Source organism: Actinomycetes bacterium (genome assembly GCA_024222295.1).
Taxonomy (GTDB): domain Bacteria; phylum Actinomycetota; class Acidimicrobiia; order Acidimicrobiales; family Microtrichaceae; genus JAAEPF01.
Genome location: JAAEPF010000034.1, coordinates 157,924 through 179,817, shown reverse-complemented (window position 1 = coordinate 179,817; position 21,894 = coordinate 157,924). Strand labels below are relative to the sequence as shown.

The 21,894-nt window shown below is 66.5% G+C and carries 20 protein-coding genes; 12 read left to right on the top strand and 8 right to left on the bottom strand.

What is annotated here, in order from left to right:
* Positions 1-1,365, bottom strand: coding sequence for a cytochrome P450 (locus tag GY812_13445; protein ID MCP4436484.1), 1,365 nt, complete (start codon positions 1,363-1,365; stop codon positions 1-3).
* A 184-nt stretch (positions 1,366-1,549) separates the two neighbouring features.
* Between GY812_13445 and GY812_13440 the strand changes: the two genes are divergently transcribed.
* The 3 genes from GY812_13440 (at position 1,550) to GY812_13430 (ending at position 4,017) form a co-directional block, all read left to right on the top strand.
* On the top strand, positions 1,550-2,125 hold the full coding sequence (locus GY812_13440) for a TetR/AcrR family transcriptional regulator (protein MCP4436483.1): 576 nt from the start codon (positions 1,550-1,552) through the stop codon (positions 2,123-2,125).
* Positions 2,122-3,309, top strand: coding sequence for a family 43 glycosylhydrolase (locus GY812_13435; protein MCP4436482.1), 1,188 nt, complete (start codon positions 2,122-2,124; stop codon positions 3,307-3,309). Before GY812_13440 ends, GY812_13435 begins: the two co-directional genes overlap by 4 nt.
* A 162-nt stretch (positions 3,310-3,471) precedes the next feature.
* Positions 3,472-4,017: a cupin domain-containing protein gene (locus GY812_13430; GenBank protein MCP4436481.1), complete on the top strand. Its 546-nt coding sequence runs from the start codon at positions 3,472-3,474 to the stop codon at positions 4,015-4,017.
* A 54-nt stretch (positions 4,018-4,071) separates the two neighbouring features.
* On the opposite strand, the gene GY812_13425 is transcribed toward GY812_13430, so the two are convergent.
* Entirely contained in the window at positions 4,072-4,515 is a 444-nt protein-coding gene (locus GY812_13425; GenBank protein ID MCP4436480.1) for a transcriptional repressor, read from the bottom strand.
* Between the two features lie 47 nt (positions 4,516-4,562).
* Positions 4,563-5,324 (bottom strand): metal ABC transporter ATP-binding protein, encoded by a 762-nt coding sequence (locus GY812_13420; GenBank protein MCP4436479.1) that lies wholly within the window; start codon positions 5,322-5,324, stop codon positions 4,563-4,565.
* A gap of 62 nt (positions 5,325-5,386) precedes the next feature.
* On the opposite strand from GY812_13420, the gene GY812_13415 reads away from it, so the two are divergent.
* The 7 genes from GY812_13415 to GY812_13385 all read left to right on the top strand — a co-directional run bounded on the left by GY812_13415 (position 5,387) and on the right by GY812_13385 (position 12,208).
* Entirely contained in the window at positions 5,387-6,520 is a 1,134-nt protein-coding gene (locus GY812_13415) for a zinc ABC transporter substrate-binding protein (protein MCP4436478.1), read from the top strand.
* 39 nt (positions 6,521-6,559) lie between these two features.
* Positions 6,560-7,426 (top strand): metal ABC transporter permease, encoded by an 867-nt coding sequence (locus tag GY812_13410; GenBank protein MCP4436477.1) that lies wholly within the window; start codon positions 6,560-6,562, stop codon positions 7,424-7,426.
* 52 nt (positions 7,427-7,478) lie between these two features.
* Positions 7,479-8,453 (top strand): permease, encoded by a 975-nt coding sequence (locus tag GY812_13405; protein ID MCP4436476.1) that lies wholly within the window; start codon positions 7,479-7,481, stop codon positions 8,451-8,453.
* Entirely contained in the window at positions 8,450-9,169 is a 720-nt protein-coding gene (locus tag GY812_13400; protein MCP4436475.1) for a TIGR03943 family protein, read from the top strand. Before GY812_13405 ends, GY812_13400 begins: the two co-directional genes overlap by 4 nt.
* An 884-nt stretch (positions 9,170-10,053) precedes the next feature.
* Positions 10,054-10,374 (top strand): winged helix-turn-helix transcriptional regulator, encoded by a 321-nt coding sequence (locus GY812_13395; GenBank protein MCP4436474.1) that lies wholly within the window; start codon positions 10,054-10,056, stop codon positions 10,372-10,374.
* A 7-nt stretch (positions 10,375-10,381) separates the two neighbouring features.
* Positions 10,382-11,038, top strand: a complete 657-nt coding sequence (locus GY812_13390) for a cation transporter (GenBank protein MCP4436473.1) — start codon at positions 10,382-10,384, stop codon at positions 11,036-11,038.
* A 315-nt stretch (positions 11,039-11,353) separates the two neighbouring features.
* Entirely contained in the window at positions 11,354-12,208 is an 855-nt protein-coding gene (locus GY812_13385; GenBank protein ID MCP4436472.1) for an alpha/beta hydrolase, read from the top strand.
* A 160-nt stretch (positions 12,209-12,368) separates the two neighbouring features.
* Here the strand turns inward: GY812_13385 and GY812_13380 are convergent, their stop codons facing one another.
* Both GY812_13380 and GY812_13375 read right to left on the bottom strand, forming a co-directional pair.
* Positions 12,369-13,967: a glycoside hydrolase family 5 protein gene (locus GY812_13380; GenBank protein MCP4436471.1), complete on the bottom strand. Its 1,599-nt coding sequence runs from the start codon at positions 13,965-13,967 to the stop codon at positions 12,369-12,371.
* Positions 13,968-14,110: 143 nt separating this feature from the next.
* A complete protein-coding gene (locus tag GY812_13375) occupies positions 14,111-16,399 on the bottom strand; it encodes an arylsulfatase (protein MCP4436470.1) in 2,289 nt (762 codons plus the stop codon).
* Between the two features lie 144 nt (positions 16,400-16,543).
* Here GY812_13375 and GY812_13370 point away from each other — a divergent pair, with 144 nt between their 5' ends.
* Complete coding sequence (locus GY812_13370) at positions 16,544-18,268, top strand: ABC transporter substrate-binding protein (GenBank protein ID MCP4436469.1); 1,725 nt, start codon at positions 16,544-16,546, stop codon at positions 18,266-18,268.
* A gap of 10 nt (positions 18,269-18,278) precedes the next feature.
* Here GY812_13370 and GY812_13365 read toward each other — a convergent pair whose 3' ends face one another.
* From GY812_13365 to GY812_13355, 3 genes are all read right to left on the bottom strand, one after another.
* A complete protein-coding gene (locus tag GY812_13365) occupies positions 18,279-18,905 on the bottom strand; it encodes a TetR/AcrR family transcriptional regulator (protein MCP4436468.1) in 627 nt (208 codons plus the stop codon).
* 47 nt (positions 18,906-18,952) lie between these two features.
* Positions 18,953-19,894, bottom strand: a complete 942-nt coding sequence (locus tag GY812_13360) for an alpha/beta fold hydrolase (protein ID MCP4436467.1) — start codon at positions 19,892-19,894, stop codon at positions 18,953-18,955.
* A 63-nt stretch (positions 19,895-19,957) separates the two neighbouring features.
* Positions 19,958-20,776: an SDR family NAD(P)-dependent oxidoreductase gene (locus GY812_13355; protein ID MCP4436466.1), complete on the bottom strand. Its 819-nt coding sequence runs from the start codon at positions 20,774-20,776 to the stop codon at positions 19,958-19,960.
* A 343-nt stretch (positions 20,777-21,119) separates the two neighbouring features.
* Between GY812_13355 and GY812_13350 the strand changes: the two genes are divergently transcribed.
* Positions 21,120-21,878 (top strand): SDR family oxidoreductase, encoded by a 759-nt coding sequence (locus tag GY812_13350; protein MCP4436465.1) that lies wholly within the window; start codon positions 21,120-21,122, stop codon positions 21,876-21,878.
* Positions 21,879-21,894 lie beyond the last annotated feature (16 nt).

Sequence of the window (21,894 nt, the reverse complement as noted above, 5' to 3'; positions counted from 1 at the left end):
TCAGGCACCTGCCCGCTCGCGGCGCCGGTAGCGCACGACGCAGGGCTGTTCGAGCTGCACGACCATCTTGGAGTGGTCGTTGCGGTACGTCTCGGGCGGCTGGGCCATCTCGAAGGTCCAGTCCTGCAGCAGGATCGAGAAGATCGCCTTCAGCTGCATCATGGCGAACGCAGCCCCGACGCAGCGGTGTCGGCCGGCGCCGAACGGGATCCAGTTCCACGGGTTGTCCAGGTCATCATGGCGGGGCTCGATGTAGCGGGCGGGGTCGAAGGCCTCGTTGTCGTCGAACGCGTCGGGCAATCGGTTGGAGACCGCAGGCGAGGCTGCCACGAGCTTGCCCGGCTCGATCGTGATGTCGCCCACATGAACCGGCTGCATCGCGAGCCGCATGAGGATGATCAGCGGTGGGTGCAGCCGCAGCGCCTCCTTGACCGACGACTCAAGCTTCGGGATCTCGCGCAGCGCCTGATAGGTGACGTCGGACTCCTCTGCGTAGAGCTCGTCGAGCTCGACCACGACTCCGTCCATCCAGTCGGGGTTGCGGAGCAGCTCGATGAGGGTCCAGGCGGCAGTGCCCGAGGTGGTGTGGTGGCCGGCGAACATCATCGAGATGAACATGCCGGTGATCTGGTCGGCGCTGAACTGCGGGTTGCCTTCCTCGTCGCGAACCGACAGGAGCACGTCGACGAGATCCATGTCGTCCTTGTCGGGCTTCGGCTCCGACAGGCGCCGGTCCTTGATCAACTCGATCCGCTGCACCAGCGCCACCCTCGCCGCGTCGCGGCGGCGGAAGCTCTCTATGTCCATGTAGGGGTCCACATATGCAAGCGCATCCGTGCCGCGCTCCAGGTCATGGAACAGTTCCGCGTAGGTGGCATCGAGTTCGTCGCGGAACTTCTTGCCGATGAGGCAGGCGGATGAGGTGTAGATGAACAGCTCGGCGAACCAGTCGAGCAGGTCGATCTCTCCCTCGTCGCCCCACTCGGACAGCATTGCCTCGACCTCGGCCTGGATCGTCTCGGCATGGCCCCGCATGAACTTGTCGCGAAGCGACTGGTTGTGCAGCATCCGCGACCGCTCCTCGGGGGAGGCGTCGAAGACCACACCCTCACCGAACACCGGGGTCATGAACGGATAGGCCTCGGCCTGGTTCAGCTCTTCCTCGGTAGCGCGGAAGAACACCTCGTTGGCGTCCGCGCCGGAGACCAGGACGACCTCCTTGTCGGCGATGCGCAGTTCCCCGACGTCGCCGCACTCGTCGCGTGTGCGCTGCATCAGCCCGATCGGATCGGTGCGGAGCTCCTCGAGGTGACCGGTCTCGTCGTCGCCGCCGGAGACCATCGGTGGTCGCGTCACAGTTCCCATAACCCACCCCGGCGCATCGCGCACGGGCCATCCATGCGCCCCCAAGGGCCTCACTGCCGGAACTTTACACATGTAAGAACCCGTGTCAAGATCGACACGCGTGACTGACCGGGACACTGACACCGAGGACACCGAGGACACCGACGCCGGCGATGGACCCGCGACGGCCATCGCAGACGGGGTCATGACGCGCCAGCACATGTCGGCGCGCCAACAGGCGACCGTGCAGTCACTCCTCGACGCCGCCGAGCGTGTCCTTCGCGAACGGGGATACGACGACCTCACACTCCGGCTGGTCGCCAGCGAGGCGGACGTCACCCACACCACCGCCTACACCTACTTCTCCTCCAAGGCCCACCTGGTGGCCGAGGTCTTCTGGCGTCGGCTGCGCCAGATACCTCATCCCGAACACGACCCCCGGGGCTCGCTGCCAGAGCGGGTTGACGCAGCACTGCGAGAGCCCGGACTGGCTCTCAGCGACGAACCCGAACTGGCCCAGGGCGCCCTCGCGGCTCTCCTCTCGAGTGACCCCGATGCCCAACGGGTCCGGGACCGTGTCGGGCTCGACCTCGCAGGTCGGCTCGGCACGGCTTTCGGCGACGAGGTTGACCCCGGGGTCGCCGACACCTTGTTGCTCGCGTTCAGCGGCGCCATGCTGCAGGCCGGCATGGGCTACTTCGAGTTCGATGGCGTCGTCAGCCGAGTTAGTACCGCAGCGGAGCTCGTGGGCGGGCCCTTGAGGACGCCCGCTGCCAGGTGAGCACCGAGGCCGGCTGCCGCTTCGCCAAGCTGTCAACAGCGATGGTCGCCTTGGTGCTGACCGTCCTGGCCGCTCTCGGTTGCTCCGCCAGCGACGAGAGTGCCAGCCCGGGCCAGCGGCGCCAGACGGCGGGGCCGGAGGCGGGGACGGGTGAACTGGAGGGTCAGCCGACGTCGCTGCAGCCGGGGGCCGGACTGCTGCTCGGCACGCCGATTCACGGCGGCGACTTCGCCGACCCCTACGTACTCGCCGCCGGGGACGCCTTCTACGCCTACAGCACCAACACAACGGACGCGAACGTGCCGGTGATGGTCGTGCGCAATTCCCCCACGGCCCGCTATGTGGGCGACGCCTTGCCGCAGCTCCCGCAGTGGAGCGAGCCCGGCTTCGTCTGGGCGCCGGCTGTGCTGGCCCTCGACGACCGATACGTCCTCTACTACTCGACGCGCCTCGCCGGCACCTCCACCCAATGCATCTCGAGCGCTGTGGCCGAGGATCCCGTCGGGCCGTTCGTGGATGACTCGAGCGAGCCGCTGGTCTGCCAGAAGGACCTGGGGGGTTCGATCGACCCGTCGATCCTCACCGACCGTTCCGGTCGGCATTGGCTTCTGTTCAAGAACGATGGCAACTGCTGTGCGGCGCCGACCTCCATCTGGTCACAACAGCTCGGCGCCGACGGCAGGACCCTGATCGGCCAGCCTTCAGAGCTACTGACCGCCGAGCAGGGTTGGGAGGGCGAACTCATCGAGGCCCCCTCGATGGTCGTCACCGACGACGGCTACGTGCTCTTCTACTCCGCGAATGCCTGGGACAGTGAGCGGTACGCAATCGGAGTGGCCCGATGCGACTCGCCTTCGGGTCCCTGCGAACGGATCCAGTCCGACCCCTGGATGGCCTCCACCCTGTTCGCCCACGGACCCGGTGGCCAGGAGTTCTTCGAGGCGCTCGGCGATGTATGGATGGTGTACCACGGCTGGGAGAGCCCCGACGCGGCCGGCCCGGGCGGCATACGGCGGCTCCATGTGGACGTCGTCGACTTCGACGGCGACGTGCCCCAGCGGGTGGGTGCCCGCAACGCCGGACTTCTGCTGGCGGCCGTGGTGACCGCGATTCTCATCGCAGTGCTCGCCATCTGGTACGGCGTGCTGCGTCGGCGTCGGCCTCGCCCCGCGGTTTCGAAGTAGCCCACGAGTTGTCCAGACAGCGACGATCCGGCCAGGGCGGTCTGCTCAGGAGCGACGAACCGGAACTCGCCCGGGCCGCCGCCCGACCCGCACGGCTTCTCTCCGGGCCCCTGCTCCCATCAGCCAGCTAGGGTCCGAGCGTCGAGCGCATGGGAGCGTGACATGGGAATCAGACGAGTCGTCACCGGCCACAACGGCGAGGGGAAGGCCGTGTTCGCGAGCGACGAGGTGGTGGAACCGATCACCAGCGCGATCGTGCCGGGCTATGAGTTCTTCCGCCTCTGGGGCAGCGACGAGCCGTGCCGGTTTCCTGACTCCGGATCGAAGCCGGATGCTTCGCTGTACTTCCCTCCGGTGGGAGGTTTCAGGTTCGGGTTGTTCACGGTGCCACCCGAAGTGGAAGCCGAACTTGGTGATGTCGACTTCGAGGCTGCGCTCGCGGAGATGGAGGAGAAGCTTCCGGGAATGGCCGGCCACATGGAGGCCGAGAACCCCGGCATGCACACGACTGCGACGGTCGACTATGAGTTCGTGGTCTCCGGACGCGCCCTGCTCGAACTGGACGACGGCGCGACCGTCGAGGTGGGACCAGGCGACACGATCGTCCAGAACGGAACCCGTCATCGTTGGCAGAACCCGTTCGACGAGCCTTGCCGTATGGTCGTGGTGCTCCTGGGAGCCCACCACGAGGCCATGCCCGATCCGTAGCGGTTCAGGTATCCGGCTTCGCCGAAGACGTGCTGTCCAGCGGTTGTTGCAGCGCTAAGGGGCGTGGCAGCGTGCGCAGGTACCTATCACGTCGAGTCGGTGGTCCTCCGCCACGAAGCCCTGTTGCTTCGATGCGCGATCGAGGCGCTTCGTCAGGTCGTCCTCGAAGGAAGGAGGCAGGGTGAAGTCCGTCACCTGGCCACAGGCCGTACAGATCAGGTGGTGATGGTGCTCGGTCAGCTCCTGGGAAAGCTCGAAGCGGGCGAAGTCATCGGAGGTGACGATCCGGTTGACTGCCTCGGCCTGCTCGAGAATCGCCATGTTCCTGTAGGCGGAACTCTGGGGCATCGACGGCTCGGTCTCGAGCACCTGGTGGATCGTGACCGGCTGATCTGACCCTGCGAGGATCTCGACCAGCGACCGCCGCTTGGTTGTGTAGCGCTGGCCGGCTCGTCGCAGGCGTGCGGCGACGAGCTCGTGCAGCTCCTCGGAGGACATGGGACGAGAGTACATCCGCCCTGTCAACGAGATGCCGTCCGGGCAGGTCAGTGATCGTGGTCGTGGTGGGGATCGTCGAGGAGCACCGATCCGCCGTCGACCCTGACCAGCCTGTTGCCGTAGGCCTCGCGGAGTACCTCGGTGTCGAGTACCTCCTTCGGCGTGCCGAAGGCGACGAGCTTGGTCGCCACCAGCATCACCAGGTCGCACCGGCGGGCGTCATCGAGGTCATGCGTGGACACGACGACAGTCCTGCGCGCGGCCCGCTCGTCTGCCACGATCGACCAGATCCGGTCCCGTGATGCGATGTCGAGTCCGGTGAGCGGCTCATCCAACAGCAGCAGATCCGATTCCTGGGCGAGCCCCTGGGCAACCAGCACACGTTGGCGTTGACCACCGGACAGCTCGCTGAGCTGCCTGTTGACGAGTAGCCCCAGCTCCAGGCGATCGATGGCGGCTTCCACCAGCTGTCTGTCCGCGGCCTTGAACCTGCCTGCCAAGCCAAGGCGCTGGTAGCGGGCCATCCTCACCGCCTCACCGACGCTCAGCGGCAGTCCCGCCTCGAGATCGGTGCTCTGCAAGACGAGCGCCACCCCACCGGGGGAGTCCAGCGCCGGGACGTGGATCTTCCCCCGCGTCGGCGTCACGAGACGTGCGGACGCGCGCAGGAAGGTTGACTTGCCCGATCCGTTCGGGCCGATGACCGCGGTGACGGTTCCCCGGGGGATCGACACATCCACCGAGTCGAGGGCAGTGACGGGCCCGTAGGCAACCGTCACCCGGTCGGCTTTGATTGCTGGTTCGTTCATTTGCGTATGTGGTTGGCGCTAGGCGACTTGGCGACAGTCTGTCCGGGCTCTAGTCTTAATCCATGATCAAGAGCGATTCTCATTCTAACTCCCAGTTTCGGGTCCGCGTCGGGTTGGTCGCCCTTCTCGGTGTTGCCGCCTTGCTTGGCGCCGCATGCGCCAGTGACGACGAGTCAGCGGACTCCGGCCAGTCCTCTGACGGGATGCCGACCGTCCTGGTGACCACCAGCATCCTCGGCGACGTCGTCTCCAACCTCCTCGGCGACGCTGCCACGGTCGAGACGCTCATGCCGATGGGGGCGGACCCCCACGAGTTCCAGGCATCGGCACAACAGGTCGAAGCGATGGTCTCGGCCGACGTCCTCGTCACCAACGGTGCAGGCTTCGAAGAGGGCCTCGAACAGAACATCGAGGCGGCCGAGGGCGACGGCACCCCCGTATGCGTCGCCATCGATTCGGTGGACACGATCGAGTACGCCGACAGCGGCCACTCCGACGACAAGAGCCACTCCGACGACGAGGGCCACTCCGACGACGACGGCCACTCCGACGACGACGGCCACTCCGACGACGACGGCCACTCCGACGACGACGGCCACTCCGACGACGACGGCCACTCCGACGACGACGGCCACTCCGACGACGAGGATCACTCCCACGACCACTCCGGAGATGACCCCCACTTCTTCACCGACCCGGCCCGCATGGCCGCGGCGGCCGAGGGCATCGCCGATTGCATCATCGACGCGGTCCCGGCGCTGGACACCGAAGAGGTACAGACCTCGGTTGACGCCTACGTCGCCGAGCTGGAAGCGCTGGACGCCGAAGTGGAGGAAGTCCTGGCCGGGATCCCCGAAGAGCGCAAGGTCCTCGTCACCAACCACGAGGTGTTCGGCTACTTCGCCGACCGCTACGGGTTCGAGGTGGCCGGCGCAGTGATTCCCTCGCTGTCGACCCAGTCCGAGGCAAGCGCCGCCGACCTGGCAGAACTGGCCGAGCTGCTCGAGACCGAAGGCGTTCCCGCAGTGTTCGCCGACACCTCCTCACCCAATCAGCTCGCAGAGGCGCTCGCCTCCGAAGCCGGCGGGGTGCAGGTAGTGGAGCTGTTCAGCGAGTCCCTCGGTCCAGATGGTGGCGAGACCTACGTCGTCATGGTGCGCTCCAACGCCGAACGAATTGCAGAAGCGCTGGCGTAACGATCCCATGCCGCGCGGCTGATCGGCGAGGATGGCTCAATGGATTGGTTCACCGAGGCCTTCGAGCCACAGTTCATGCAGAGGGCGCTGCTCGCCGGAATCCTGGCCTCCGTAGCGTGCTCCGTGGCGGGCACCTGGGTTGTGGTGCGCGGCCTGGCCTTCCTGGGTGACGCCCTGGCCCACGGGGTGATCCCGGGCCTGGCACTGGCCGTGCTGTGGGGATTCAACCCCGTGGTCGGGGCGCTGGCGGCTGCTCTCGTGATGACCCTGGCAGTCACGGTGGTGAGCAGTCGAACGAACCTGCGGGAGGACACGGGCATCGGCCTGCTGTTCGTGGGCATGCTTGCCCTCGGAGTGATCATCGTGTCCAAGTCGACGTCATTCGCGACGAGTGTCACCAACCTGCTCTTCGGTGAGGTGCTCGGCGTGACGGCGAGCGACTTGCGTGTTCAGGCCGTGGCAGCAGGTGCGGTGGTGACGGCCGGCATCGTCCTGTACAGGCCGATGCTGGCCCTGGCCTTCAACCAGGACAAGGCCGCGACGCTCCGCATGCGTCCGGTGGCCGCCCATGCCGCGCTGATGGTCATGCTGGCGGTGGCGATCGTCGCTTCCTTCCAGGCGATCGGAACCCTGCTGGTGTTCGGGCTGCTCATCGGGCCCCCGGCCACAGCGATGCTGCTCGTGCGACGTGTGTCGGCGGTGATGGTCGCGTCGGTCGTGATCGGCGCGATCTGCGTGACCCTCGGCCTGGCCATCAGCTTCCACCACGGGACAGCCGGCGGAGCCACGATCGCCGGGTTGTCGGTGCTGGCGTTCTTCTTGGTGTTCACGGTGAAGGAACTGTCTGCAGCCATTCGCAGGATGGGCAGCAGTTCCTTTCCACAGACTCCTGAGGAACCGGCTTGAGCTCGCCCGTGAGCCGTGTGCGAATCCCGTTCCGAGCAACCAGTCGGAGCTGATGACCTCCGCTCGTGAACTGAACCGACGCGAGTGGGCTCCGGCCGAGTACGTGCTGTGGGCATGCCTGGGGCTCATCGCAGTGCGGGGCCTGCTGACCGACTATGTCGACGGTCCAGCAGTACAGACCTGGTTCACGATCTTCATCTCGATCAGCCTCCAGGCGATGCCCTTCCTGGTCATGGGCGTGGTGCTCAGTGGCTTCGTGGCCGCCTACGTCCGTCCAGGAGCAATCGCCAGGCTGCTGCCATCGGACACGCGGGCTGCAGTTCCTGTGGCCGGCCTCTCAGGACTGGCCCTTCCAGGCTGCGAGTGCGGTTCGGTGCCGGTGGCCGGCCGGCTGGTGGCGCACGGTGTCGCGCCCCCGGCGGCGCTCACCTTCCTGCTTGCGGCACCGGCCATCAACCCGATCGTTCTGATCTCCACGGCCGTGGCGTTTCCCGGGATGCCCGAAATGGTCGTGGCACGCTTCCTTGCATCCCTCCTCGCCGCGATCATGGTAGGCCTGATCTGGGTTCGCATTGGTCGTGACCAATGGGTCGAGCGGGCGTTGCGCCAGAAGCTGCCCGAAGGCACTCGATGGGAGGTGTTCACCTCGACCGCCTCGCACGACCTGCTCCACGCGGGCGGCTACCTGGTCGTGGGGGCCCTGGCTGCCGCGACCCTGCAGGTGGTTGTGCCCAGTTCCGTACTCGACGCGATCGGAGGGGCGGGCGTCGCCTCGATCATCGTCATGGCACTTCTGGCCTTCTTCCTGTCGATCTGCAGCGAGGCAGACGCGTTCGTGGCTGCTGGCCTCACACAGTTCTCGCTCACCTCTCGGCTCGTGTTTCTCGTCGTCGGACCGATGGTTGACATGAAGCTGGTCGCGATGCAGACCGGCGTGTTCGGTGCGGCCATGTCGCGGAGGTTCGCGCCGCTCACCTTCGTTGTTGCCATCGGCTCCGGGGTCGTCGTGGGAAGCCTGCTGCTGTGAGGGCTCTGGACCGGGGCATCCTGGTGCTGTTCCCGGCTGTGCTCCTGATCCGGCTGGGCGCCACCGACGACCACCTGCTGTACGTCAAGGGTTCGATGGGCCGCTGGCTGGTGCTGAGCGGCTCGGTCCTGCTGGTCCTGGCGTTCTCGCAGTTGCGTATCGCAATCAGGCAGCGAGGCAACCGAGCTGAACCCACAGCCGACACCGAGTCCCACTCGCACCGGGAGAACTGGATCTCCTACCTGCTGGTTCTACCCGCCCTCGCCGTGTTCGTGGTCCCGCTTGCTCCACTCGGCTCGTACGCGGTCGCGGGCCAATCGTCGCGGCAGCTGCCCGAGCCTGTCGACACCACCTACCCGCCTCCCCCGGAGCCGACCAACGGTGCGATCGACCTGACCCTCTCGGAGTTCACCTACCGCGTGAACTACGACGACGACCGACAGCTCGAGGGCGAACCGGTGCGGCTCACGGGGTTCGTCGCCGATCCGACAGGCGAGGACTTCCTGCTGACCAGGTTCGCCCTCTCGTGCTGCGCGGCGGACGGGCTACCGGTTCAGGTGAGGGTGCAGGGGGTGGCACCTCCCGAGGACTCCTGGGTCACGGTCGTCGGGACCTGGGTACCCGCTGCCGAGGACCCGGAGGCGGACGTTCCCATGCCGGAGATGCTGGCGGAGTCCGTCACCCCGATCGACCAGCCGCGCGAACCGTACGAGTGAGACCACGAATGGACCCTCTGCGTGGCGATCCTGCGGGCCAACAGGCCGTGGCGGGGTGCCACCGTCCTTGCGATCACGAAGATGGTGGCCAGGACAAGGACGATGTTGGCGCCCACGGGGAGGTCGTAGCACCACGACAGGTATATGCCGGCGACAGCCCCAGCGAAGGTTGCCTCCAGCTTCATCGCTTCTCGGTCCTGGGCCTCATGCAGCATCTCTCGCTCGCGAACGTCGACGAACTGATCGATCACTTCGTCTGGGGTCGTCGGACCTTTGGGTTCGGTGTTGACCTCTTGGAAATGAGCGGGCTCGGAGCCAACCCATCGCAGCGGAGCGGTCACCTTCCTCCAGAGCCTCGCCGATGACCGCCAGCGCCATGGCGTCCATCTCGCGAACCCGATATTGCAGCTCCTGGGCTCGGCTCTGTCGCTGCTGCTTCAACTCGGCGATGAATGCCGGGTGCTTATTGCGCCATCGATTGACGGTCTCGCAGGCGACGCCTGCAGCCTCGGCGGCTTCCTGTTGAGTGCCATCGAGGCCTTCACCCAGCGCCTCGCCCCTCGCGGCGTCGGTCGGCCCTGGCGGTAGCCGCCGAGCCCAGGCGTTTCCTCCGCTGCACGAACTCGGTCGCTCGACTGTGCTGGCTCCGCGTTGGCCGCTTGGGGGAAGCTGGCTCGGCCAGTCGAAGGCCCAGTCGACCGTCTCAACCCGAGACGAACCGATCCTGTTTCGATCATCGCCCGCATCCTCGCCGGCTACGGTCCGGGCACTTCTGGCCGGGTTCAGCACCCTGGTCCCGAGGTTCGCAAACGTTGACGTGATCGTTAATTCACGATTGGCTGTACTATGCCGGAGTGGATACTGCTTCCCCTACGACCGCCTCGATCGAGGACTCCCACGAGCTGGACACGCTCGAGCGCGTCGGGACCGCCCTGGCCGACACCACCCGTCGGCAGATCCTGCTGCAGCTGACAACCGGCCCCACCTATCCAGCAGAGCTCGCGGACCGTCTGGGCGTCGGACGGACCAACATCTCGAACCACCTCACCTGCCTACGCGGATGTGGGCTCGTGACCGCCACACGCGAGGGCCGACAGGTCCGCTACGACCTCGCCTCCCCCGAGCTCGCCCAGGCCCTGCTCGAGCTAGCCGGACTGGCGCTCACCGTCGACCACGCCCACGAGGACCTCGATGGCCGGGCCTGAGAGACGCATGATCGAGCTATCTCCGCCGACGACCGGCGTGATCCGCGACGTGCGCCAACGCGCCGTCCGCCAGGCCTGGGTGCTCAACATCGCGACGATCGGCTGGAACACCATCGAGGGCGCTGTTGCGCTCGCGGCGGGGATCGTCGCAGGGTCGGTGAGCCTCGTCGGGTTCGGAATGGACTCGGCCATCGAGGTCTCCGCAGCGCTCATCCTGACCTGGCGGCTCCGCCAGGAACGGCGTGGCGTGTGCACCCAGCCCGCCGACGCCCGCGCCACCAAGGCGATCGCGCTGAGCTTCGCCGCGCTCGCGACCTACGTTGCCGTGGACGCCACGACCGACCTTCTGAACGGCACCAAGCCCGAGGCAAGCACCATCGGCCTCGCGCTGGCCGCGGTGTCGCTGCTCGTCATGCCGCTGCTGGCCCGGGCGAAGGCCCGCCTCGCACCGCTGCTGGGGTCGGCCGCCGCCAAGGCGGACGCCGCACAGACCAACCTCTGTGCGCTGCTCTCGGCTGTCGTGCTCATCGGCATCGGAGCCAACTGGGCACTCGGCTGGTGGTGGGCGGACCCGCTGGCCGGACTCGCCATCGCCGCATTCGCTGCAGTCGAAGCGGTCCGGACGTGGCGCGCCGAATCACTCGCCGACACCTGCTGCGCCTGAGGCGGCCTCAGTTGCGGAGTCAGTGCTCGTCGTAGTGGTCGCCGTGCGCCGCGTGACGGTGGCCGTCGTGCAGGTAGTCCACGTGGTCACCGTGCTGGACGGCGACATGGCCGCAGGTCGACTCGCTAGGGCTGGTCCACAGGCAGAGGTGCTGGTCCTCGAAAAGTACTGCGGCCAGGGTGGAGAGAGCATCGATGATCTCCGCAGCCTGTGTGAGTCTCTGCGGGACCTGGGCGACGGTCGCTTCGTAGCCTGCCATCATGCCTGACTGCGCCACTTGCATGACGTGGCCCTGGGCCATGTAGGACTATCTCCATGGAACAGATCGGGATCGATGCGCGCGGGATGAGGTTCACGGCCTTGGCGGCCGGGCCAGAGAGCGGTCCGCTGGTACTGCTGTTGCACGGGCTGCCCCGTAACAGCTGGGAATGGCATCACCAGATCCCACCGATGGCCGAGATGGGCTTCCGTGTGGTGGCCCACGACCTTCGGGGATTCTGTGAGGGCGCCCGCCCGGCGGGCGTGGAGGCGTACCACCTCGACGAATACATCGCTGACACACTCGCAATTGCAGATGCCCTGGCGGGTCCCGGCGCCCGGTTCCACCTGATGGGCACCAGCATCGGGTCGAGCATCGCCTGGGGCCTCGCGGCGAAACACCCGCATCGGGTCCGGTCATTGGTGGGCATCAACATTCCCCATCCGGGCGCGATCAAGGAGGCGATGGCTGCGTCGACGAGCAACGCGGAGGACCAGGGCGATCGATTCTCGTACTTCCGCGAGGCAGCCAGGGAGGGAAACGAACGTGCGATGTTCGACAGGATGCTCCAGGTGCAGGCAGTGCCCCCCGAGGAGAGCGAGCCCTACCGTCGTGCCCTCGATAGCGACGAGGCGCTGCGGGCCGTCTACAACTGGTACCGGGCCATTCCTTTGTGGGCCGGTGAGGACCTCGACCCCGTCGAGGTGCCGACGACCTTCATCTGGCCACCCGGCTCTGAGAACGTCTCGAGATCATCGGTGGACGCCAACGCCAACTGGGTGACCGGACCGTACTGGCTCGAGATCGTCGAGGATGCCCACCAGCCGATCCTGCAGGCCGAACCCGAGAGGCTCACCGAACTCGTGGTCACCCACCTGAGAGATCGGACGCAAAGGACCCCAGAGCCCTGACATTCGACATCCCTCGCGTGCGGGTGGCGTGCCGATAGATGGGTGAAGAAGCCGAGTAGCCAGAATGAGAACGGCGGGTCCGATGAGGCCATCCGGCGCCATACCCGTCGCCGAGGTCTGATCCAGCCCACGCCGGAATCGCATGACAGGACAACTCCCGTCATTCCGCCGGGGCGATTTCGAGTCTCCAGTCGGGTGCAACGGTGGTGGCGATGACGATGCGCCCACCGTCCACGCCATGTTCGGTCAACGATTCCAGTCCAGCGGTCGAGACGGCGTGGGTGTCTGAGCCCGTAGGTGTCCATACGACGACCTCGACGCCGACCGGCGCGCCGGCGGCCTCCACTGTCAACTCGCCGGTGTCGGGATCGCTTACCAGGTCTGTGATGCGCCCGGGAGTGGCCCGCGGGTAGGCGCGTCCGAGCACCGACAGGAAAGCCTCGTTGGGGCCGAGATCGACGTCGGTGGGACAGCCGACGACGTTGAGGTGCACCACCTCACCCTCGACCGGTTCACCCCACGTCACGTGGTGGGGGTCGCCACAGACCTGGCGCCACTGCCACCAGGCCCCGCCCAGCGCGTGGGTGTCCTCGGCGGCGGCGTACCGGTGCACCTTGGCGAGGGTCTCGTCACTTGTGTCCCAGAACCCGTACTCGCCGATCCAGGTCGCTACGCCGAGGCCCTCGGACACGCCCAGGAAGAGGTCGAAGGTCTCCTCGATGGTGAGTCCGAGCGTGTCGATCGACTCGGCGTAGTTGTGGGGTGCGGCCACGATGCCGATGGTCTCGACTCCAGCCGCCGCAGGGTCGGGGATGATGGGGCCGAGAGTCGGGTCACCAGCCGGTACGGCCGGTTCGACGAAGATGAGGTGTGCGAAGGGGGCGCCGTCCTCCGCCGAGCGGATCGCGTCGATCGTCTCCGCCAGCAACCCCTCGTAGAGCGGCTGCAGTGCGGCGGCGGGACGGGACACTTCGGGTTCGTTGATCAGGTCGTAGCCCGCAACCTCTGCCCGGCCGGCGAAGCGCTCGGCGATGGCGGCCCAGGAGGCCACGAATCGCTGACGGATGCCGTCGGTGTCGTCGTAGAAGTGGTTCCACGCAGCAATCACCGCCGGCGCGGAGTTGCGGTCACCGGTCACGCAGGTGGAGAGATCGTCGGTGATGGTCGCCCACTCCGGAGCACCGTCCCAGCCCTTGCCGGGCCGAGCGGTGGGATCACCGCCGCATTCTGCGGCGTCCTCGGTGGCGATGAATGCCGAGTAGGCATCCTGGTGCATGTCGATGACTGTGTAGATGCCCTGATCGCCCGCAGCCGTCACGTACGCGTCGACGTCGTCGAGGTAGGCCTGGTCGATCCGGCCACGCTCGGGCTCGACACGTGACCAGTTGATGATCAGCCGAACCACCGAGAAGCCCCGCCGAGCCATCTCCTCCCAATCTGCATCCGTGGCGGGCGCAGTCGGCGGGTGGTCGGGGTCGCCCTGCCAGTACTCGCCGAGCGAGTTGAGGTTCGCGCCCCGCAACAGCACTTCACGACCGAGGTCGTCGACGATGCGCCGGTCGTCAGAGGTCCCCAACGGGCGTAGGTCGACGATCTGCGCCGTGGTCGAGTCGCCTCGACCGTCGAGTTCCTTGGTGGGAGTAGCGACACCCGACGCCGCCGGGTCGGTCGCTGCACCCTCGTCGCTGGTGCACGCCAACGCCATGAACGCGACGAGAGCGACCGGCACCAAGACCCCCAGGAGACAGCGATTCCACATCGGTCGCAACCTAGCCAGCGGAACGGCGACAGTCAGCCGCCTGGCTGCTCGCGCAGAGCGGTCGGCGCTCTGCGGACTGTGGAGCGGCCGACGCCTTCCGGCGATGCCGCGTCGCAGAGCCGGTCGCGATGAGGATCTCGGCGCTATTGCCTGGAGATCTCGGCGTCGTAGCGGGCCCGCGCGTTGGCCTCGCGCTCGCGCTCCGAACGCGTCCTGTCGACATCCACGGTGAGCTCGTGCAGGGTTCCCCTGAAGGGAAAGCGCCCGGTGTACTCGGTGCTGACCGCCGAGTTGGTGCCCCTGCCCACGTCCGCGCCCACAGAGGACATCATTCTCATGATCCAGGGGATCTCGGAGTAGCCGTGCCGCTCGTCGCCGATGCGCAGCTCCACGGACCCGGTGCGGCGGCCGGTGCGGTCGAAGCGAACCGTGAGCTCGGTTGCGTCCGTTGGCAGGTCGATGTCGGACACGACGAGGGTGTGGTCACCGAAGGCGTTGTAGTCGAAGCAGAGCCGGTCGTCCTTGACGAAGAACGCGTACCCCGAGTTCTGGGTGCCGGTGGTGAACAGCACGCCGTCATCACCGGGGTCCCGTGACACGGTGGCGGTCATGGTCCAGGACCGGCCCGCAACCGCGGGAGCGACCTCGGCAGGCAGGTGTGAGATCGGTGGCAGGTAGCGGTAGCGGTGGCTTTGGTGTGGGGTGTGTGGGCGGTGGGGTGTGCTGAACAGCTCGAGTGTGCGCAGGTCGAATGGGAGTCCGCCATGGCGCTCCATCTCCTCCCACCACAACTCGATCAGGTGGGCGACCTTGTCGCGATGCTCCGACGCGAGGTCGTTGCACTCCGAGAAGTCATCCGGCAGGTAGTACAGCTCCCAGACGTCGGCGTCGGCGTCGGCCGGCGCGTTGAACAGGTCGCGACGCGTGACTGCCTTCCAGCCGTCCTCGACGATCCCGCGGTGCCCCATCATCTCGAAGTACTGCAGGTTGCGTGTGGTCGGCGCCGAGGCGTCCTCGAGCGCGTACGACATCGGCGTGCCTGCGATCGGGATCTGCTCATGACCGTCGTAGGTGTCGCGTGGGGTTATGCCGAGCGCCTCGTACACGGTCGGCGCGATGTCGATCACATGGTGGAACTGGTGGCGCAGCTCCCCCTCCGCCTCGATCCCCGCGGGCCAGTGGACGATCAGCGGTGAGCGCACCCCACCGCCATGGGTGTTCTGCTTGTACCACTTGTTGGGACAGTTGCCGGCCTGGGCCCAACCCCACGGATAGTTGGTGTGCGAGTCAGGCCCACCGATGTCCTCGAGGCCGTGCATCATGTCGTCCGCCGCGTCGAAGCGCATGTTGAAGAACATCATCTCGTGCAGCTGGCCATTGGGCCCGCCCTCCTGTGACGCCCCGTTGTCGGAGGTCAGCAGGATGAGTGTGTCGTCGAGCTCACCGAGCGCTTCGAGCTCGTCGAGCAGGCGGCCGAGCTGGGCATCGGTGTGGTCGAGGAAGGCCGCGAACGCCTCTTGGAAGCGGGCGAACAGCGTGCGCTCGTTCTCCGAGAGGTCCGCCCATGCGTTCACGCCGGGATTGCGAGGCGCGAGCTGGGTGCCCTCGGGGATGATGCCCATCTCGCGCTGGCGCTCGAACCAACGCTCCCGGAACGAGTCCCACCCCTCGTCGAACGCCCCCCGGTACTTGGCCAGGTACTCCTCGGGAGCCTGGTGGGGTGCGTGCATCGCACCGAGGGACACGTAGCCGAAGAAGGGTCGGTCCGGCCGCACCGACTTGGAGTCCCGGATGAATCCGATCGCCCGGTCCATCAGGTCCTCGGTCAGGTGGTAGCCCTCCTCCGCCGTGGCAGGTGGGTCGACGTGGTGCTGGTCGTAGGTGAGCTCGGGATGGAACTGGTCGGTCTCACCCTGCAGGAACCCATAGAACCGGTCGAAGCCCCGCTGGGTTGGCCACTGGTCGAACGGGCCCGCAGCCGAGGCATCCTCCATGTTCACCAAGTGCCACTTGCCCACCGCCCACGTGCCATACCCCTCGGCGCGCAACACCTCCGCCATCGTCGCCGCGTTGTGGGTCACCTCGCCGGTCTGGGACGGGAAGCCCGACTGCATGTTGCCCACCGCGCGCATGCCCACCGTATGGTGGTTCCGGCCCGTCAGCAACGAGGCACGCGTCGGCGAGCACAACGGCGTGACGTGGAAGTTCGTGAACCGCACACCCCCGGCTGCGAGCCGGTCCGCGTTTGGCGTGTTCAGCGTGGAGCCGAAGCAGTTGAAGTGGCTGAAGCCGAGGTCGTCGTAGAGGACCACCAACACGTTCGGCGCCCCGTCACCCGGGTGGTCGACCGGTTTGAAGAATGGATCGGACTCCTCCAGCGTCCGTCCGGTCCGCCCCTCGAACCACTCGCGACCGGCGATCCTGGTAGCCATCCTCGCAACCCTCTCGTGTCTGGGGGGACCGTCCCCGTGTGCGGAACCTGACCCTGCAACCCTCGCCGCAACCGACCCTCGCCGCAACCGAACAACTACTGCTAGTATAGATGGCATATTGTCGTCGAGGGGGCCGGCCCGAGCATGCGGGACGATGCCGCCGACGACAAGGGGGTGAACGAGGTGTCCGACAGGAACACAGGCTCCAGCGCCGGCAGCACTCCGCGTTCGCGTGCGAGACCGCTCGTTGTGCCCCTGCTCGCATCACTCGTGATGCTTGCCACGGCATGCGGGAACGGAGACGAACCGGCGGCCTCGGGAGCCGACGAGACCACTGATCCGGGCGACCCGCAGTACGGAGGTTCGGCGACCTACGGCCTCGAGGCCGAGACATCGGGCGGCTGGTGCCTGCCCGAGGCCCAGCTGGCCATCTCGGGGCTCCAGGTAGCCAAGTCCATCTACGACACACTCACTGCGCCCAACGCTGATGGAGAGTTCGTACCCTTCCTCGCCGAGTCGATCGAGCCCAACGGAGACTTCACGCAGTGGACCATCACCCTTCCCGAGGGGGTCGTCTTCCATGACGGATCACCACTCACCCCTCAGGTGGTGAAGAACAACCTGGACGCCTTCACGGGCGCCTACCCAACCAGGACGCCACTGCTGACGCGCTTCGTTCTCGAGCCCATCGAGAGCGTCGAGGTGGTGGACGACTCGACCGTTCAGGTCACGACGAGCATCCCGTGGCCAGCACTTCCGGCGGCGCTGTACTCCGGCGGGCAGGCCGGAGTGATGGCTCAGGCCCAGCTGGACGATACCGAGACATGTGATCGGAACCTGATCGGTACCGGCCCGTTCATGTTGGAGGAGTGGGTCCCCAACGACCAGCTGACAGCAGTCCGCAACCCGGACTACTGGAGATCCGACGAGGACGGCAACCAGCTGCCCTTCCTCGACCGAGTCGTGTTCAGGCCCATTGTTGACGCATCCGCCCGGTCCAATGCCGTCGCAGCGGGCGACGTAGACCTCGCCCACTCCGCAGCCGCAACGGTGGGTGAGCTCTGGGAAGCTGACGCGGAGTCCGGAACCATCGCTCTGGTCCGCTCCGAGGAGTGCCCGGAGGTGAGGTATTCCCTACTGAACACGTCGAAGCCCCCGTTCGACAACCGTGACGCGCGTCTCGCTGCAGCTCACGCAATCGACCGGGATCGATTCAACGAGGTGCGCTACAACGGAAGTGTCGAGATGGCTTCGGGGCCGTTCGGACCAGGCAGCATCGGCCACCTCGATGACACCGGCTACCCGGACTTCGACCTCGAGCAGTCGGCACGCCATGCCGCGGCCTACGAGGAAGCGACGGGTGAGCAACTCAGCTTCACCTACGTCTACGGAGCCGACTCCGAGAACTCACAGGATGTCCAGCTCCTGCAGTCGATGTGGGACGAGGCCGACATCGATGTGCAGGTCCAGGGCGTCGAGCAGGCGGCCTTGATAAGCACGGTCATTGGCGGCGACTTCGACGCCGTGCTGTGGCGTCGCCACGGCGGCTGCGAGCCGGACACCAACTACGTCCAGTGGCAGACGGACTCCCGCTTGAACCTCGCCCGCATCCGGGACCCCGAGATCAGCGCCCTGCTCGACACCGGGCGCACATCCGGTGACCCGCAGGAGCGCCGGGCCGCCTACCAGCAGATCAACGAACGGTTCGGAAGCGAGGCGTACGGACTGTGGCAGGAATGGGTCACATGGAATGTTGCCACCGGCCCCGAGGTCCGTGGGGTGCTGGGGCCGAGGATGCCGGACGGGTCAGAACCGTCGGAGGAGCTCTCCGGGGGGCATCCGCTCAGCGGGGTGTGGATCTCGAGCTGAACCTCCGACCCTACGTGTGAAGGATGGCGCCGAGGCCTGTGACCAGCGTGCGTTCGGTCTCGACGGCAGTCATCCGGCGGTCCCGCCGGAGCAAGTCGATGGTGTCCAACTGTGTCAGCACATCACCCGCCGAAGCCACCGCCTCACGGTCCTGCCCCCGAAGCTCGGCCAGTTCAGGCTTGAACTGCTTGTCGAACTGCTCGCGCATGCGGCGACGATTCATGGCAAGGTCATCGCGCACCCGCTGGTGTCGGCCGGCATTGTGAACTGACGCGCGGTACACCGCTCCCACAACCTCGTAGCCACGGATCCTCATCTTCACGAACTCAGCGATCCGATGTTCGAGAGGACCCTGACCGATGGCCGACAGGTGGAACAGGCCTCCGGTGGTTTCCTGATGACGCTTGATGGCGGAGTCCACCAACTCGCCCGGATCTGCGAAGTACCGGTACAAGGATCTCAGCGAAAGACCCGATCGCCTGGACGCCTGCTCGATGGTGGGGAACATCGAGTCCTCCCCGAACATCTCGAGCACGACGTCCAGCACCGCATTCCGGTTGCGCTCCCGGCGGGCGACCCGGCCGTCCGCCGGCTCATCGGATTCGTCCGGTTCCTCGGTGTCGGCCAGATCAACCATCCCGCCTCACAGTACCGGCCGCCCGAGGAGGCCCGATGATGCCGACATCACCGCTCATGAAGGCCTGACAACCACGCCATCAGTGCCTCGGTGTACTGCTCCGGCAGGTCCTCCTGCAGGAAGTGGCCGCCGCCGGCAAGGATCTCATGCGGCTGACCCTGGGCACCCGGGATCCGCTCCAAAATCGGCTTCCAGCCGTCAGGAGCGACCACGTCCAAGCCACCGAAGATCGTGACAACCGGCTTCTCGAAACGCTCCAGCGAGCGCCAGGCCTCGTAGTTGTCGGCGTACATCGGGTTGTCCGGTCGGGTCGGGAGCAACTGCGTGAAGGCCCGACTGCCGACAGTCAGTGAGTCGTCCGGGTAGGGGGCGCGGTACGCCTCGACCAGGGCCTGCGAAGGCTCAGTGGCCATGACCATCGGCAACAGCGACCATGGTTCCCATCTCGGTGCGCTGGCTGCGAAGGCCTGGAAGTCCGCAAAGGGGCCTGCGGCCTCGATCTTCTCGGGAAGTGGCTCAGCCATGTCGCGCCAGGGCAGCCCCGTGTTGGTAATGGCCATCGCCGCCACCCGATCGGGATTCTCCGCAGCGATGCGCATGCCGATGATCCCGCCCCAGTCGTGCAGTACGAAAGTCGGTGCAGCAAGTTGCAGCTGATCGAACAGCAGCGCACGGATCCACTCGACATGGCGGGCGACGGTGTAGTCGGACATGTCCGAGGGCTTGTCGGAGAGCCCCATTCCGACCAGGTCAGGTGCGATGGACCGAAAGCCGGCCGCGGATGCCGCCTTGATCTGTTCGCGCCACACATAGGACCACGAAGGGTTCCCATGCAGGAAGACGACCGGGTGGCCTTCTTGGCTTCCCTCGTCGACGACGTGGATCCGGATCTCCTGGCCGTCTCCTGATGGAACGGTCGCGTAGCGGCGGTGGAAGTCATAGCCGGGAAGGCCATCTGCCACCTCGTCGGGAGTCTGGAGAATCTGCATTGGGCTCCGATCAGGGTTCGGGCTCTTCGGTCCTTGTCCATGGGAGTGGCCGGTTCCGCGCGCTCAACCCATTCGGAACCGGGGATTCGTTGCGGATTCCATGTCACGGTTGCGCAGGCGGTAGCGGGTCTCGGTGACCGGATGGGTGATGATCCAGAAGTTGTTCTGACGTATTGCGTACACGGCCTTGCCGGCCACATCTGAGGGTGCCATCGCCTTGCTGCCCATGAACTCCTCGATCTTCTCCAGGGGCACTGGGCGCGGGCGGGGCAGGCCCAGTTCTGCCGGTGCGTTGCGTGTCGATTCGAAGATCTGCGTGTCGACGAGTTCAGGACACAGCACCGACACACCCACACCGGTGCCATCGAGCTCCATCGCCAACGATTCTGACAATCCCACCACCGCGTATTTCGACGCGTGGTAGGAGCCGAGCATCGGGGTGCTGCACAGGCCGGCCTCGGAGGACGTGTTGACGATGTGACCCTCACCCTGTTCGACCATCAGCGGGCCGAACTCGCTGCAGCCGTAGGCCGCGCCGAGGACGTTCACACCGATGACCCACTGCCACTGCTCGGCCGATGTGTCGAGGTTCCTGGCACCGAGCGCGACCCCGGCGTTGTTGCACAGCACATGCACCGCACCGTGGTCGGAGACCGCTCTCTCGCGCAGGGCGCGGACCTGGGCGGGATCGGAGACATCACACTCGAACGCCGACACCCGAGCTCCGTCGGCCGCGAGGCGGTCGGCCTCGCTCTCGAGCTTGTCGGCCTCGATGTCCGCCATGACAACCGACATCCCCTCTGCGAGGAAGCGCTCGGTCAGGGCCAGTCCGATGCCCGACGCGGCGCCCGTCACCACTGCGTTTCTTCCGTTGAGTTCCACTTCGTCCTCCGCCTCCCCCGACTGGGACGTCGTGGCAGGTTGTGCTGCCGGGAGCAGTGGCCTACCCCCAGCCGCACGTACACACTAGTTGGTGCGCATTCTACTGGCAATTGTTCGCAGCGCTGATAGGGTCACCCCGTGTACCCGGCAATGACACCTGATGCCCCCGGGCTCTCGGTGGTCCCACGGTGCCTGAGAGCTCCCTGCACAACCGGACCGGTCCCCTCTGCGGGCAGAGCAGTTCTCAACGGGATACCCGTGGAAGTAGCCCTCGTGCGGCCCGTGAGGCGCGACCGGCATCCGGTCCCCACCGGACCGGCCAGACAGGCAAGGAGATGAAGCCATGAGTGAACCGAGCGGAACTGACGAGAGGCGGGTTGCGCTCGTCGCCAACACGAGCACATATGTCGGTCCGCCGATTGCCCGCGAACTTGCGCGACGGGGCCATGACCTCGTGATCGGCGATCCGGTAGACGGGTTGGTCGACGACCTGAAAGCCATGGGCGCAGGGGTCGAGGTCGTCGACAACGCCTGGGACCTCAGCAAGGCGGAAACCGCCGAACGGCTCGTCGCCTCGGCGCTGGACCGCTTCGGCCGGCTCGACGCCGCAACCGCGTTCACCGGACAGATCATCGGTGGGATGTTCCTGGACTCGACCTCCGAGGAGCTGGCCAAGCTCGAACGCGGCCTGATCGACGCTCCCTACAACTTCCTGAAGGCGGTTCTCCCCCCGATGATCGACCGGCAGGCCGGACAGGTACTGGTGATCACCAGCTCCTCCGGGGCACGCACGATCGTCGGCGCCCCCCTCTACTCGGCACTACGCGCTGGAGCTACCCACCTGACCAAGAACGTGGCCCGGGAGATGGCACCCAAGGGCGTCCAGGTGAACGCCCTTGGCACCAACTTCATGGACTTCCCGGCCTTCCTCGAGGCCACGGGTGCCACCGATCCAGAGGTTCGTTCGCAGGTCGAGTCGCACGTCCCGATGGGCCGACTGGGCACCGTCGAGGAGTGCGCCGCTCTGTGCTGTGCCTACCTGGACGGTACCTGCGGTTTCGTGACAGGCCAGTTCGTGGCCCACGACGGCGGCTGGTCCTAGAGCCCGAAGGGTGCGA

Excerpts from the sequence above, each read along its gene's own strand:
- GY812_13445 (MCP4436484.1), bottom strand. The coding sequence starts at position 1,365 with ATGGGAACTGTGACGCGACCACCGATGGTCTCCGGCGGCGACGACGAG.
- GY812_13350 (MCP4436465.1), top strand. The coding sequence starts at position 21,120 with ATGAGTGAACCGAGCGGAACTGACGAGAGGCGGGTTGCGCTCGTCGCC.
- GY812_13365 (MCP4436468.1), bottom strand. The coding sequence starts at position 18,905 with ATGGTTGATCTGGCCGACACCGAGGAACCGGACGAATCCGATGAGCCG.
- GY812_13370 (MCP4436469.1), top strand. The coding sequence starts at position 16,544 with ATGCGGGACGATGCCGCCGACGACAAGGGGGTGAACGAGGTGTCCGAC.
- GY812_13430 (MCP4436481.1), top strand. The coding sequence starts at position 3,472 with ATGGGAATCAGACGAGTCGTCACCGGCCACAACGGCGAGGGGAAGGCC.
- GY812_13360 (MCP4436467.1), bottom strand. The coding sequence starts at position 19,894 with ATGCAGATTCTCCAGACTCCCGACGAGGTGGCAGATGGCCTTCCCGGC.
- GY812_13440 (MCP4436483.1), top strand. The coding sequence starts at position 1,550 with ATGACGCGCCAGCACATGTCGGCGCGCCAACAGGCGACCGTGCAGTCA.
- GY812_13390 (MCP4436473.1), top strand. The coding sequence starts at position 10,382 with ATGATCGAGCTATCTCCGCCGACGACCGGCGTGATCCGCGACGTGCGC.
- GY812_13375 (MCP4436470.1), bottom strand. The coding sequence starts at position 16,399 with ATGGCTACCAGGATCGCCGGTCGCGAGTGGTTCGAGGGGCGGACCGGA.
- GY812_13410 (MCP4436477.1), top strand. The coding sequence starts at position 6,560 with ATGGATTGGTTCACCGAGGCCTTCGAGCCACAGTTCATGCAGAGGGCG.
- GY812_13405 (MCP4436476.1), top strand. The coding sequence starts at position 7,479 with ATGACCTCCGCTCGTGAACTGAACCGACGCGAGTGGGCTCCGGCCGAG.
- GY812_13380 (MCP4436471.1), bottom strand. The coding sequence starts at position 13,967 with ATGTGGAATCGCTGTCTCCTGGGGGTCTTGGTGCCGGTCGCTCTCGTC.
- GY812_13420 (MCP4436479.1), bottom strand. The coding sequence starts at position 5,324 with ATGAACGAACCAGCAATCAAAGCCGACCGGGTGACGGTTGCCTACGGG.
- GY812_13425 (MCP4436480.1), bottom strand. The coding sequence starts at position 4,515 with ATGTCCTCCGAGGAGCTGCACGAGCTCGTCGCCGCACGCCTGCGACGA.
- GY812_13415 (MCP4436478.1), top strand. The coding sequence starts at position 5,387 with ATGATCAAGAGCGATTCTCATTCTAACTCCCAGTTTCGGGTCCGCGTC.
- GY812_13385 (MCP4436472.1), top strand. The coding sequence starts at position 11,354 with ATGGAACAGATCGGGATCGATGCGCGCGGGATGAGGTTCACGGCCTTG.